Genomic DNA, 13,971 nt, shown 5'->3' with positions numbered 1-13,971 from the left:
GGTTTCAGTCAGCCCAGCATCCGCAGGAGATTGGATTTTTTCGGATCCGGTTGGTCGCTGTGGCGCAGTAGCAGCGCCGTATTGCCAACGCGCTGAACCAGTTCGGCCTTACTGTCTTCGAGTAGCTGCGCAAGCACGGCATCCCGGGCGTCGCGATCTCCCACGGCCAGCTTGATTTTGATGAGCTCGTGGTCGTTGAGGGCGCGCTCAAGCTCCAGTTGCACAGACTCGCTCAGGCCGTTTCCGGCGATGGTGACAACGGGGTTGAGTTTGTGGCCGATAGCGCGAAGTTGGCGCGTATTGGTTTTGCGGGACATGCTAGGGTAAACCGATTCAGTCAGCGGGGCGCGGAGTCTACACCAGAGGCCAGCGGGACCCAAATGAACTGCCCTGCGACAAATAGCTCTCCGGGAAGACATCATGGTAAAAAAAAGTTCCAGCAGCAAAGCGTGGTTGCGCGAACATCGAGACGATCCCTACGTGCAGCAGGCACAGCGTGACGGCTATCGCTCCCGCGCCTGCTACAAGCTCCTTGAGCTCCAGGAGCGGGACAACATTATTCGTCCGGGCATGACTGTGCTGGATCTGGGGAGTGCCCCCGGGGGCTGGTCTCAGGTCGCCGCGGAGCTGGTGGGAAAGCGCGGGCAGGTTATCGCCTCGGACATATTGCCCATGGATCCTATCGACGGCGTTAATTTTGTTCAGGGCGATTTTACGGAAGATCAGGTATTTGAGCAGATTTTGGCGGAGATGGGCGATAAAAGTGCCGACCTTGTAATATCCGATATGGCCCCCAACATGAGTGGGGTGAGCGCCGTGGATCAGCCGAAGTCTATTTATCTGGTGGAACTTGCCCTCGATATGGCGACGCGGGTGCTGGTTCCCGGCGGTGCCTTTATCACCAAGGTGTTTCAGGGAGAGGGCTTTGATGAGTTGTTCCGAGCGACACGGGAGCAGTTCGACAAGGTGCTGACCCGCAAGCCCTCTGCTTCCCGGCCGCGATCCCGGGAAGTGTATCTGGTGGCTCGCGGGCGCCGTTGATCGTCCTCCCGGCACTGTTCATGGTCTCAAGTGGCCCAAGGGCGCGTTTGTGTCGTAAAAAACGCTATACTGGTCGACCGGCGGGTATTTGGACGAAGGCGTTCGACCCTGCGCAGACGACGACTGCTGCGACCGGTGAATTTTTGGCGATAGTGTAGAGAAGCTATCGCAGCAATGAGGTAACGATTTTGAACGATATGGCCAAAAACCTGCTGTTGTGGATCGTGATTGCGGCGGTGCTGCTGTCTATTTTCAACAACTTCAGTATGCAAACGCCCACGGAGCGCATGGTGTACTCCGAGTTCATTCAGGAAGTGCAGCGCGACCAGGTGCGCAAGGTGACTATTGACGGGCTCACTATTGCCGGCGAGCGTTTCGACGGCTCGTATTTCGAGACGACCCGGCCCATGGTAGATGATCCCAAGCTAATGGATGATCTCCTGACCCATCAGGTTGAGGTCGAGGGTAAAGAGCCCGAGCAGCAGAGCGTGTGGACACAGCTGCTGGTGGCGAGCTTCCCGATTCTCATCATCATCGCGGTTTTCATGTTCTTTATGCGTCAGATGCAGGGTGGTGGCGGCGGTCGCGGCGGCCCCATGAGCTTTGGCAAGAGCAAGGCGAAACTACTGGGCGAGGATCAGATCACAACGACCTTTGCTGACGTGGCCGGTGTGGATGAGGCCAAGGAGGACGTGCAGGAGCTGGTGGAATTCCTGCGCGATCCGGGCAAATTCCAGAAGCTTGGCGGACGTATTCCCCGCGGCGTACTCATGGTGGGTCAACCGGGTACCGGTAAGACGCTCCTGGCCAAGGCTATTGCCGGCGAAGCCAAGGTGCCCTTTTTCTCAATCTCCGGCTCGGACTTCGTCGAAATGTTTGTCGGTGTGGGCGCGTCCCGTGTCCGCGATATGTTTGACCAGGCGAAGAAGCAGGCACCGTGCATTATCTTCATCGATGAGATCGATGCCGTCGGTCGCCATCGTGGCGCAGGCCTTGGCGGCGGGCATGATGAGCGTGAGCAGACGCTTAACCAGCTCCTCGTGGAAATGGATGGTTTTGAAGTCAACGACGGTGTGATTGTAATTGCCGCGACCAACCGCCCGGATGTTTTGGATCCGGCTCTCCTGCGTCCCGGTCGTTTCGACCGCCAGGTGGTTGTGGGTCTGCCGGATATCCGCGGCCGCGAGCAAATCCTCAAGGTGCACATGCGCAAGGTACCCCTGGCTGAGGATGTGGAAGCGTCCAAGATTGCCCGCGGCACGCCCGGGTTCTCCGGTGCGGATCTTGCCAACCTGGTGAACGAAGCGGCGCTTTTCTCGGCACGCTCGGGGTCACGAACCGTAGGCATGACGCAATTCGAGCTTGCTAAGGACAAGATCATGATGGGCGCGGAGCGCAAGTCCATGGTGATGTCCGAAGACGAGAAGCGGAACACGGCTTATCACGAAGCAGGTCATGCGATCGTGGGCCGCATCATGCCCGAGCACGACCCTGTCTATAAGGTCAGCATTATTCCCCGCGGACGGGCCCTGGGGGTGACCATGTTCCTCCCCGAGGAGGATCGCTATTCCCATAGCCGTCGTCACATCATCAGCCAGATTTGCAGCCTTTTCGGCGGACGGATCGCGGAGGAGATGACCCTGGGTCCCGACGGTATTACCACCGGCGCCTCAAACGATATTCAACGCGCCACGGAAATCGCCCGGAATATGGTGACCAAGTGGGGGCTTTCAGAAAAAATGGGTCCCCTGCTGTATGACGAAGGTGGTGAAGAGGTGTTTCTTGGCCGCAGTGCCGGCCAGTCTCACAAAGCAATATCCGATGAGACGGCGAAGCAGATTGATGCCGAAGTGCGTCGCATTATCGACGAGTGCTATCGCAAGGCGCAGGACATCCTCGAAGAAAATTTCGACAAGCTGCATGTGATGGCCGACGCGCTGATGCACTACGAGACCATCGATGCTGATCAGATCGAGGACATCATGGCGGGCCGAACGCCCCGGGAGCCCAGCGACTGGAGCAACAAAGACGACGGCAGCGACTCAGGCTCTTCATCGTCAGCGGAAGGCTCGGATACCGCTGATCGAAGCGGCCCCATTGGCGGGCCCGCCGGCGAGCACTAAGGCCGGCAAAACGCCATCAGGTCATTAGCAGTCCTTTGACCAGTCCTTTGACCAGGCCTTCCAGTGCTGGCGCAGCCCTCAGTTGTGCCGGCACCGACCTCGATCTTTCAACGCCCATTATTATGGGCGTTCTCAATATTACGCCCGATTCTTTTTCTGATGGGGGCCGCTGGCTGTCCGGCGGTCGACCCGACCTCGATGCACTGCGACGGGTCGCGGTCGCGATGGTCGAGAGCGGTGCGAAGATCCTCGATATCGGGGGCGAGTCCACGCGTCCCGGTGCCACACCCGTATCTGAAGAGGAGGAGCTGGATCGCGTAGTGCCGGTCTTTGAGGCTCTGAAAAATGAGACAGACGCGGTGCTGTCCCTGGATAGCAGCAACCCCTCAGTGATGCGTGCCGCCGCAGGGGCAGGCGCGGGTTTGCTCAACGATGTACGCGCTCTGGGGCGGCAGAATGCTCTGAAGGTAGCCGCCGAGCTTTCGCTCCCGGTGTGCCTGATGCACATGCAGGGTGCGCCGGACACTATGCAAAAGTCCCCGGAATACCTTGATGTCGTTGCTGAAGTGAGTCAGTTTCTGGCAGCACGGGTCGAGGCCTGTGTTGCGGCGGGCATCGAACGATCGCAGATTGTTGTTGATCCCGGCTTTGGCTTCGGTAAGACCCTGGAACACAACCTGACTCTTCTGGCACAGCTTGATCGCTTCGAGGAGCTGGACTTGCCGATCATGGTCGGCTTATCACGGAAGTCGCTCATTGCTAAACTCACGGGTCGTGAGGTAGACGACAGGCTGCCCGGCAGTCTCGCATTGGCCATGCTGGCGGCTGAGCGCGGCGCGTCGATCCTGCGTGTGCACGATGTGGCGGAAACCGCCGATGTTTTGCGAATACTCCAAGCCGTAAAGGATGTCCGGATCCCATGAAGAAACGTTATTTTGGTACCGATGGTATTCGCGGGCTGGTGGGCGAAGCGCCGATTACCCCGGACTTTGTGCTCAAGCTGGGTTGGGCCTGTGGCCGCGTGTTTACGCGGCAAATGGCAGCGCAGGGGCGCTGCAGTGTGATCATCGGTAAAGACACGCGGGTTTCCGGGTATATGTTCGAATCGGCATTGGAGGCCGGTCTGGTGGCCGCCGGTGTCGATGTGAAACTTCTGGGCCCCATGCCCACGCCCGCCGTCGCTCTGATGACCCGGACGCAGAACGCGGATGCTGGAATCGTTATCAGCGCGTCTCATAATGCCTATTTTGACAATGGTATTAAGTTCTTCTCTGCCACGGGGTCCAAGCTGCCCGACGAGATCGAGCTGGCTATCGAGGCCGAGCTTGAGCTGCCTCTGGCCTGCGTAGAATCCCACGATATCGGCAAGGTTCAGCGTGTCGTGGACGCCGCCGGCCGTTACATCGAGTTCTGTAAATCCACGGTGCCCGAGGGCTTCAGTCTGAGAGGACTGCGTATCGCCATGGATTGCGCTCATGGCGCGACCTATCACATCGCGCCCAGCGTGCTGTCCGAACTGGGGGCAGAGGTGATTTCCATCGGGGTGTCGCCGGATGGTTTCAATATCAACGAAGGTGTCGGGTCCACGCACATGGACACCCTCGCAGCAACCGTGCGGGAGCGCAATTGCGATCTCGGCATTGCCTACGACGGTGACGGGGATCGCGTGCTGTTCGTCGATGATCAGGGTGCAACCGTCGACGGTGATCAGTTGCTCTATGTCATCGCGATGCACCGCTTGCAGGAAGGCAGTTCTGACACCGGCGTAGTCGGCACTCTGATGTCGAATCTGGGGCTGGAGCTTGCCCTTCGCGAACAGGGGCTGCAGTTCGTGCGGGCGCAGGTGGGTGACCGCTATGTGCGGGAGATGATGGAGACGCAGGGCTGGCACCTCGGTGGCGAGTCCTCGGGGCATATCATCTGCTCGGATGTCACCACCACGGGCGATGGCATTGTGTCGTCCCTGCAAGTACTCAGGGCGCTGCAAAGCGGCGGGCGCAGTCTTCGAGAGGTGCTCAGCGATGTGCCTCTTCTTCCCCAGACCATGATCAACGTGAGGATCAGCCCGGGAGCGAGCATTGCATCGCAGCCTGAGGTCCTTGAGGCGGTGGCGCAGGTGGAGGCGGAGTTGGGGGACAATGGCCGGGTCCTCTTGCGGCCCTCGGGTACGGAGCCCGTGATACGGGTGATGATCGAAGGACGGGACGCCGCGCAGGTCGATCGCCTGTGTCGTTCCCTGGCCCAGACTGTTGAGGGTCTCCTGGCCGCCGCCTGAGGGCGGAAGGTTTTTGAAGAGCGCCCAACAGCTGTTGAAGAGTACCGGGGTAGCTGTTCGTAAGGCGCTTCCCCAAAAAATCATTGCTGCCTTTTTGTATCCCCGGCAGCTAGTACGTCTTGCCCCCGGCAGGCAGCTTGGGTAGTATTGCGCGCCCTCGCGACGCGGAGCTTGAAGCTATGCGACAGCCCCTGGTCATTGCTAACTGGAAAATGCACGGAAAGAGCGCTTTTAACGAGGCCCTCGTGACGGACTTTCTGGCGAAGCTCATGGCGGGACGTGCAGAGTGTGTGCTTTGTCCGCCCTCAGTGTATCTGGGGCAGATTGCAGGCTTGCTGGATTCCAGCGACGTGATGCTCGGCGCCCAGGATTGCAGTCACATCGACGAGGGCGCCTACACGGGTGAGGTCTCGGCAGAAATGCTTCGCGACTGTGGGTGCACCTGGGTAATTGTCGGTCACTCCGAGCGTCGGCAGTATCATCAGGAGTCTGATGCCTTACTGGCCGCAAAACTCGCGATGGCGCAGCGGGCAGGATTGACTCCGGTGCTTTGTGTGGGCGAAACCCAGGAGCAGCGGGAAGCCGGGGAGGCGGAGCAGGTCGTCAGGGCACAATTGTTAGGCGCTTTGGACGATTTATCAGATTACCGCCATTTGGCCATCGCCTACGAACCCGTTTGGGCGATTGGCACCGGTTTGACGGCATCGCCGGAGCAGGCGCAGGCGATGCATGAGTTTATCCGCGACGTGATGCGGGAGTTGGATGCCAGGAGCGCGGAGTCATTGCGTCTTCTTTACGGCGGCAGCGTGAAACCGGGCAACGCATCGGAGTTGTTTGCCCAGGCAGATATTGATGGCGCGCTCGTAGGTGGGGCTTCTCTCGACGCAGAAGCCTTTGCAGCCATTGTGAGTGCTGCCTGAGCAGACAGATTATTAGGAGCAGTGGCGAAGGTCCGCGACTGCATTGAGGTTTAGGAAATGAGTGCGCAATTGATTGAACAGCTGGTTTTGGTGACGCACTTGTTGCTGTCCCTGGCCATCATTGGTCTGATTATTATCCAGCAGGGTAAAGGTGCTGATGCGGGTGCTTCGTTCGGCGCGGGCGCGTCGCAAACTGTGTTTGGTAGCACGGGTAGCGGCAACGTCCTGACTCGCGCGACGGCGTGGATGGTGACGCTGTTTTTTATCACCAGTTTTGGCCTGGCCGTGATCGCCAAGAACAAAACCGCTGCCGTGGATGAGTTTGCGATCCCTCTTCCGACAAATTCCGCACCGGCAACACTGGACTCGGACATGCAAGCTGTGGATGATATGCGCCCTGCTGAGGGAGATCTTCCGGTGGTCGATGACAGCATGCCATCGATGAGTGCGGACGGAATGGATGACACTGTGGATTCTGCCCAGGAAGACATCCCACAGACCTGATCAGTTAATGCCGAAGTGGTGGAATTGGTAGACACGCTATCTTGAGGGGGTAGTGCGCTATGCGCGTGGGGGTTCAAGTCCCCCCTTCGGCACCAACAACATCCGGACGAACAGCGTCCGGATAAGCAAGGCCCGGACAAACGACAAACAAAGCCTGGGTTGGTAAAAGCCGATCAGCGATTTTTTCGCTTATTGGCAAAAGCGGGCTCACTGAGCTTGCGTGACAGGGAGGCCGCACATATAATACGCGGCCTCTCAAGGGGCAGCTTAGGGCAGTGCCCCGCGAGTCGACGCTTGTTAACGATGTAGTTCAGGTGTTCATCGTTGACTAGAGATTGAAAGATAGAAAGCAAGTCGACACGCAGAGAAACGTTTTGATGCGGGGTGGAGCAGCCTGGTAGCTCGTCGGGCTCATAACCCGAAGGTCGTCGGTTCAAATCCGGCCCCCGCTACCAACAACACCGTTAGCTCCAATGACCGACGGTGTGATTAAAAAAGCCCCTTATGGGGCTTTTTTATTGGCTTCGCGTTTGTATCGCGGGCCGGAAAGTAAATGGATCAGCGGCGATTCGTCGTTGCGGCGGACGACAGGAGGCGGGCGATGAGTGCAAGGGAAAATAAGCTGCAAGCATTGCTGGCGCCTACCGTTGAGGCCCTGGGCTTTGAACTATGGGGAACGGAATACCTCATTCAAGGCAAGCACAGCGTTTTAAGACTGTATATAGAGTCTGAGAACGGTGTGCAGGTCACCGATTGTGCCGCGGTGAGTGAGCAGGTGGGTGCGCTTCTTGATGTGGAGGAGCCCATCAGCGGCGAGTACGTGCTGGAAGTGTCGTCGCCGGGTGTTGATCGGCGTTTATTTCGATTAGAACAATATCCGGGGTACGTCGGCGAGGAAGTTGAGCTGCGCCTGCGTAGCCCCTTTGAGGGACGGCGCAAGTTCAAAGGCATTCTTCGGGGTGTTGAAGACGAGGATATAGTGTTGCTTGTGGATGATCACGAGTATCTGTTGCCCTTCGGCGACGTGGACCGGGCGCAGCTGACGTTGCGGATATAAGCAGCCCCCGGGGCTGTTTTTACGAGGGTTACGAGGTTTTGGAACGATGACAAAAGAAATATTGCTGGTTGCAGAAGCGGTATCGAACGAAAAAGGCGTGTCTGAGGACATTATCTTTGAGGCGATCGAGTCTGCCCTGGCCATGGCCACCAAGAAGCGTTACGACGAAGACGCCGATATCGAAGTCACCATCGATCGTGAGACCGGCGATTACGAAACCGTGCGCCGCTGGCTGGTAGTGCCCGACGACGAGCTGGCACTCCTGGGCACCCAGTTCACAACGGAAGAAGCCATCGAACAGGATCCTTCCTTGAAGCCCGGCGATGTCCATGAAGAGAAAGTGGAAAACGTCGGCTTCGGACGCATCGCTGCCCAGACCGCCAAGCAGGTTATCGTCCAGAAAGTACGCGACGCAGAGCGTGCACAGGTGGTGGAACTCTACGAAAGCCGCGTCGGCGAGTTGGTTGCGGGCACGGTCAAGAAGGTGACACGGGACAACGTCATCGTTGATCTGGGTAACAACGCCGAGGGATTGTTGCCCCGGGAGCAACTCGTCGGACGGGAAACTTTCCGTATCAACGACCGCGTGCGGGCCATTTTGAAGGAAATCAGCACGGAGACCCGCGGCCCTCAGTTGATTCTCAGCCGAGCCTGCCCGGAAATGCTCATTGAACTGTTTAAGATCGAAGTGCCGGAAATTTCCGAAGAAGTGATTCAAATTCGCAGTGCTGCCCGGGACCCCGGATCGCGCGCAAAAATTGCGGTAAAGACCAACGATCAGCGCATTGATCCCGTCGGCGCCTGCGTGGGCATGCGCGGATCCCGTGTGCAGGCCGTATCCAACGAGCTGGACAATGAGCGGGTCGACATCGTGCTGTGGGATGACAACCCCGCGCAACTGGTGATTAACGCCATGTCGCCGGCGGAAGTCGAATCCATCGTTGTGGATGAAGAAAACGTCACCATGGACGTTGCCGTGGCGGAAGACAATCTTGCTCAGGCCATCGGCCGCGCCGGGCAGAACGTGCGTCTGGCGAGCGAACTGACGGGCTGGACGATCAACGTGATGAGCGTCGACGAGGCGCTCGAGAAGCAGGAAGCCGAAGCCGGACAGGTCATCCAGACCTTCATGGACAAGCTGGATGTTGACGAGGATGTCGCCGGCATCCTGGTTGATGAGGGTTTTACGACTCTGGAAGAGGTGGCTTATGTCCCCCTCGAAGAAATGACGTCCATCGACGGTTTTGATGAGGACATCGCGGAGGAGCTTCGCGCTCGTGCCAAGGACGCCCTTCTAACCCTGGCTATTGCCTCGGAAGAAGAGCTCGGAGCCCAGGAGCCCGCGGAAGACCTGCTGACCATGGACGGTATGGACCGTCATCTCGCCTTTATTCTCTCCAGTCGCGGCATCGTGACCATGGAAGATCTGGCAGAGCAGGGCGTCGATGAGTTGATGGATATTGAAGATATGACCGAAGAGCGCGCTGGTGAGCTGATCATGACTGCTCGCGCGCCGTGGTTTGAGGAAGAGTCGGCCTGATAACCCCTCTGATGGTAGAGCAGGGTCAACGGGTCACAAGGGAGACAGCGCGATGGCGCAGGTAACAGTAGAGCAACTGGCAGAAACGGTAGGCGCACCGGTAGAGCGTTTGCTGGCGCAGATGAAAGATGCGGGCTTGCCTCACAGTGCGGCAGAGCAGGCCGTGTCTGACGAGGACAAGCAGACGTTGCTGGCATTCCTCAAGGCCAGTCATGGTGAGTCCACCGCGGCCCCCAAGCGCATAACCTTGAAGCGCAAAACCATCAGCACCCTCCGCGGTGCCGGCGGTTCCCAGGGCAAGAAAACCGTCAACGTCGAGGTGCGAAAAAAGCGCACCTACGTCAAGCGTGACGTTCTGGAAGAGGATGCGGCGGAAACGCCCTCAGCAGCCCTGGATGATCTTGTCGAGGAGCCCGTGGTCGAGGAGGTTGTGGAGCCGGAAGTTGTGGCGCCGGAACCCGAGCCCGCACCGGAGCCCGAGCCTGAGCCCGAGCCCGAAGATGAAAAAGACCTGGATCCTGAGGTGCTTCGTCAGCGAGCTGCGGCGCGCCGCAAGAAGCAGGAAGCGGAGGAAGCTGCTGCCCGGGAAGCGGCGATTGCCGCGCGCAAGGCCGAAGAGGAGCGCAAAGCTGCAGAAGCAGCCGCGGCGCCGCGGTCAGCGCCCAGTGCGGATGTGGCCCGCAAGCCCAAGCGTCTTCACGACGCTCCCGCTGCCCCGGGTCGCGAAGAGCCCCGAAAGAAAAAGTCCCGTGGTCGCGTGGGCGCCGAGCCCCTTGGGCGTGGTAAGCACCGCGGTCACAACCTGTCGTTATCCGATCTCGAGGCCGCCGAGTCCGGTGCGCCCCGTCGTCGCGGCGGCCGTCGCAAGGGCAAATCCACTCACGAAGAGCATGGCAAACACGGATTCGAAATGCCCACAGCTAAGAAGGTGTACGAAGTAGAGCTGGCGGACATGATCTCTGTCGGTGGCCTCGCCCAGCAGATGTCGGTGAAGTCCGGTGCCGTGATTAAAGAGCTCATGAAGCTCGGCGTCATGGCGACCATCAACCAGATGATCGATCAGGACACCGCCACGCTGGTGGTTGAAGAGTTGGGCCACAAGGTCAAGCTGGTGAGTGCGGATGAGCTTGAGGACAACCTGAGCGAAGCGCTGGCCATGCATGAAGGCGAGCAGACGCCCCGGGCGCCGGTGGTTACCGTTATGGGTCACGTTGACCACGGTAAGACATCGCTCCTTGATTACATTCGCAAAGCCAAGGTTGCCTCGGGCGAGGCGGGTGGTATCACCCAGCACATCGGCGCTTATCACGTCGATACGGACCACGGCATGATTTCCTTCCTGGATACGCCGGGCCACGCCGCATTTACGGCCATGCGTGCCCGCGGCGCCAAGAGCACGGATATCGTGATTCTGGTAGTCGCGGCGGACGACGGTGTGATGCCCCAGACCATTGAGGCGGTGCAACATTCCAAGGCCGCAGAGGTCCCGCTGATTGTTGCGGTGAACAAGATGGACAAGGAAGGCGCGGACCCCGATCGCGTCAAGAACGAATTGGCCGCTCAGGAAGTGATTCCCGAGGAGTGGGGTGGGGAGCATCAGTTTATTCCCGTGTCGGCATTGACCGGAGATGGCGTGGATGCGCTGTTGGATGCGATCCTGTTGCAGGCCGAGCTCCTCGAGCTCAAGGCCCCTCGCGAAGTGCCTGCCCAAGGTATTGTTATTGAGTCCCGTCTGGACAAGGGTCGCGGTCCTGTAACGACGCTGCTGGTGCAAAGCGGCACCTTGCGTCAGGGTGATATCTGCCTTGCGGGGCTGCACTACGGTCGCGTGCGCGCCATGCTCGATGAGAACGGGAAGCCCATTGATGAAGCGGGCCCGAGTATTCCCGTCGAGATCCTCGGCCTTGATGGCACGCCGGATGCCGGCGACCAGTTCGCCGTGCTTGAGAACGAAAAGCGTGCGCGCGAGCTGGCGGATTCCCGCCAGGAGAAAATGCGTGACAGCAAGCTTCAGCGTCAGCAGGCAGCCAAGCTCGACAATATGTTTGAGAGCATGACCGCAGGCGAGAAAAAGACGCTCAACGTGGTGGTCAAGGCTGATGTGCGCGGTTCCCTCGAGGCCCTGCAGACGGCCTTGCTGGATCTGGGTAATGACGAGGTGCAGGTCAATATCGTATCCGGCGGTGTCGGTGGTATCGCCGAGACCGATATCAACCTGGCGATGACCTCTGAGGCCGTGGTCTTCGGCTTCAACGTGCGTGCCGATGCATCCGCGCGCCGTCTGGTGGAAGCGGAAGGTGTGGACCTTCGCTACTACAATGTGATCTACGATCTCATTGACGACGTGAAGCAGGCCCTGTCGGGCATGCTGCCTCCGGAGATGCGCGAAGAAATCGTGGGCATTGCCGAGGTACGGGACGTATTCCGTTCGCCCAAGTTTGGCCAGATTGCCGGTTGCATGGTGACCGAAGGCACGGTGTACCGCTCCAAGCCCATCCGCGTGCTGCGCGACAATGTCGTGATCTACCAGGGTGAGCTTGAATCCCTGCGGCGCTTCAAGGATGACGCCAACGAGGTACGTAATGGCGTCGAGTGTGGTATCGGTGTGAAGAATTACACCGATGTCAAAGTGGGCGATCAGATCGAAGTCTTTGAGGTTCGCGAGATAGCGCGCAGTCTGTAACGGACTGTCGCGCTTCCCCTGTTGCCATGGCCAAAGAGTTTAGTCGCACCGAGCGCGTAGGTGATTACCTGCGCCGCGAGCTTGCGTTGATCATTCAGCGGGAAGTGCGCGACCCCCGCCTTGGCATGGTGAGCATTACCGCCGTGGATGTCAGTCGGGATATCTCCCATGCCCGGGTGCACTTTACCTTGCTGGGCTCTGATACGGCCGAGGAGGCAAAACCCTGCACCGACGTGCTCAACAACGCGGCGGGTTTTCTGCGCTCAGCCCTTGCCCGGGATGCCTCCATGCGCAGCGTACCCAAGCTGCGCTTTGTGTTTGACAGCAGTGTGGGTAGGGGCAGGGATCTCGAGGCACTTATCCATCGTGCCCGCACGGCCGATGATCGCCGTTACGCGGATCTCCCCGACCCTGTCGACGCCGCTGACGAGTCCGACACTAGCGGTCCGAGCGGAGTCAACTGAGCATGGCGCGACGGCGCCGTGGTCGAGCAGTCTCCGGCATTCTTCTTCTCGATAAACCCCTGGGCATGAGCTCCAATCAGGCCCTGCAGCGCTGTAAGTGGCTGTTTTCGGCGGCGAAGGCGGGGCACACGGGGAGTCTCGATCCCCTCGCCACCGGTGTTTTACCGCTCTGCTTTGGCGAGGCCACCAAGTTTTCCCAGTACCTCCTGGATGCGGAGAAGGGCTACGAGAGCACTTTCTGCCTTGGCCAAAGCACAGAGACCGGGGACGCCGAAGGCGAGACCGTAGGGGAAGCTGATGCCGGGCACCTCGACAAAGCGACGATCGAGGAGGCCTTGAATGCCTTTCGCGGTGCTATTGAGCAGCTGCCGCCCATGTACTCGGCCATCAAGCGTGATGGTAAACCGCTCTACAAATTAGCCCGGGCGGGGATTGAGGTAGAGCGGCAGCCACGCGCCGTGACCGTAAAGTCCCTGGAGCTTCTGGCATTCCGTCCCGGTGCGCGGGCCGAGGCGGATGTGCGCATCTTATGCAGCAAGGGTACCTATGTGCGCTCTCTGGCCATGGATCTTGGCGAACGGCTGGGCGTGGGCGGCCATGTATCAGCATTGCGGCGAATCAAGGCGGGTCCTTTTGCCCTGGACCAGTGCGTAACTATGGGTACGCTGGAAGCCTTACATGAGCACAAGGATCTGGCGGGGATGGACGCACTCCTGCAGCCCACAGATACGGCAGTGGCTCACATGCCCCTGCTGAAACTGCCCGAATCCAGTGGGTTTTACCTGCGGCAGGGTCAGCCGGTGCTAGTGCCAAATGCGCCCTGTGATGGTATGGTGCGCGTCGCTTTGGAGACCGGTGAGTTTCTGGGGCTTGGAGAAATTCTGGACGACGGGCGCGTTGCGCCCCGTCGACTGGTTGTCAGCGGTGGATAAGCGGGTAAAACGCCCGTGTTTCTGCAGACGCTGACGAGAACCTGTCTGTCAATCTGCACGGACAGGCTCTTTTTATGGGTTGGTTGACCTCTTTGTTGCCGGTAGAAAATCGGCCCCAGAGGTGCCAGAGCAGATTATCAAAAGGAAATTGAAATGGCTTTAAACGCAGAACGTAAAGCGGAAATCGTCCGTGATTATCAGCAAAGCGAAGGCGACACCGGTTCTCCGGAAGTACAGGTAGCTCTGCTCACCGCAAACATTGAGCAGCTTCGCGATCACTTCGAGTCCCATAAGCAGGATCATCATTCGCGCCGGGGACTTATCCGCATGGTCAACCAGCGGCGGAATCTGCTGGATTACCTCAAGCGAAAAGATTCAGCGCGCTACGCTGAACTGATCAAGCGACTCGGCCTACGTCGATAAACGCTGACA

General features: G+C 59.0%; 13 protein-coding genes and 2 tRNA genes. 14 read left to right on the top strand and 1 reads right to left on the bottom strand.

Annotation, left to right across the window (positions count from 1 at the left end; all coding sequences use genetic code 11):
* Positions 1-8 precede the first annotated feature (8 nt).
* Positions 9-317: a YhbY family RNA-binding protein gene (locus KT71_RS17435; RefSeq protein WP_008294019.1), complete on the bottom strand. Its 309-nt coding sequence runs from the start codon at positions 315-317 to the stop codon at positions 9-11.
* 103 nt (positions 318-420) lie between these two features.
* Between KT71_RS17435 and rlmE the strand changes: the two genes are divergently transcribed.
* The 14 genes from rlmE (at position 421) to rpsO (ending at position 13,962) form a co-directional block, all read left to right on the top strand.
* Positions 421-1,041, top strand: a complete 621-nt coding sequence (rlmE, locus tag KT71_RS17430; RefSeq protein WP_008294020.1) for a 23S rRNA (uridine(2552)-2'-O)-methyltransferase RlmE — start codon at positions 421-423, stop codon at positions 1,039-1,041.
* 197 nt (positions 1,042-1,238) lie between these two features.
* The gene (gene ftsH, locus KT71_RS17425; protein ID WP_040363392.1) at positions 1,239-3,164 is read left to right on the top strand and encodes an ATP-dependent zinc metalloprotease FtsH; all 1,926 of its coding nucleotides are present in this window, start codon (positions 1,239-1,241) and stop codon (positions 3,162-3,164) included.
* 35 nt (positions 3,165-3,199) lie between these two features.
* Positions 3,200-4,087 carry a dihydropteroate synthase gene (folP, locus tag KT71_RS17420; protein WP_333782694.1) on the top strand — a complete coding sequence of 296 codons (888 nt, stop codon included), beginning with the start codon at positions 3,200-3,202 and terminating at the stop codon, positions 4,085-4,087.
* Complete coding sequence (gene glmM / locus KT71_RS17415; RefSeq protein WP_008294023.1) at positions 4,084-5,439, top strand: phosphoglucosamine mutase; 1,356 nt, start codon at positions 4,084-4,086, stop codon at positions 5,437-5,439. The genes folP and glmM overlap by 4 nt, the downstream gene beginning before the upstream one ends.
* 179 nt (positions 5,440-5,618) lie before the next feature.
* A complete protein-coding gene (gene tpiA / locus KT71_RS17410; RefSeq protein ID WP_023660290.1) occupies positions 5,619-6,359 on the top strand; it encodes a triose-phosphate isomerase in 741 nt (246 codons plus the stop codon).
* A 57-nt stretch (positions 6,360-6,416) separates the two neighbouring features.
* The gene (gene secG, locus KT71_RS17405; protein WP_008294025.1) at positions 6,417-6,863 is read left to right on the top strand and encodes a preprotein translocase subunit SecG; all 447 of its coding nucleotides are present in this window, start codon (positions 6,417-6,419) and stop codon (positions 6,861-6,863) included.
* A gap of 9 nt (positions 6,864-6,872) precedes the next feature.
* Positions 6,873-6,958 (top strand) — tRNA-Leu (locus tag KT71_RS17400).
* A 283-nt stretch (positions 6,959-7,241) separates the two neighbouring features.
* Positions 7,242-7,318 (top strand) — tRNA-Met (locus tag KT71_RS17395).
* A 146-nt stretch (positions 7,319-7,464) separates the two neighbouring features.
* A complete protein-coding gene (rimP, locus tag KT71_RS17390; RefSeq protein ID WP_023660289.1) occupies positions 7,465-7,920 on the top strand; it encodes a ribosome maturation factor RimP in 456 nt (151 codons plus the stop codon).
* A 46-nt stretch (positions 7,921-7,966) separates the two neighbouring features.
* Entirely contained in the window at positions 7,967-9,460 is a 1,494-nt protein-coding gene (gene nusA / locus KT71_RS17385; RefSeq protein WP_008294027.1) for a transcription termination factor NusA, read from the top strand.
* 52 nt (positions 9,461-9,512) lie between these two features.
* Positions 9,513-12,143, top strand: coding sequence for a translation initiation factor IF-2 (gene infB, locus KT71_RS17380; protein WP_008294028.1), 2,631 nt, complete (start codon positions 9,513-9,515; stop codon positions 12,141-12,143).
* Positions 12,144-12,169: 26 nt separating this feature from the next.
* Positions 12,170-12,607, top strand: a complete 438-nt coding sequence (gene rbfA, locus KT71_RS17375; protein WP_008294029.1) for a 30S ribosome-binding factor RbfA — start codon at positions 12,170-12,172, stop codon at positions 12,605-12,607.
* Positions 12,608-12,609: 2 nt separating this feature from the next.
* Entirely contained in the window at positions 12,610-13,539 is a 930-nt protein-coding gene (truB, locus tag KT71_RS17370; protein WP_023660288.1) for a tRNA pseudouridine(55) synthase TruB, read from the top strand.
* Positions 13,540-13,692: 153 nt separating this feature from the next.
* Positions 13,693-13,962, top strand: a complete 270-nt coding sequence (gene rpsO, locus KT71_RS17365; RefSeq protein WP_008294031.1) for a 30S ribosomal protein S15 — start codon at positions 13,693-13,695, stop codon at positions 13,960-13,962.
* The last annotated feature ends 9 nt before the right edge of the window (positions 13,963-13,971 follow it).

Source organism: Congregibacter litoralis KT71 (genome assembly GCF_000153125.2).
Taxonomy (GTDB): Bacteria; Pseudomonadota; Gammaproteobacteria; order Pseudomonadales; family Halieaceae; genus Congregibacter; species Congregibacter litoralis.
This window is presented reverse-complemented; position numbering and strand designations above follow the sequence as displayed.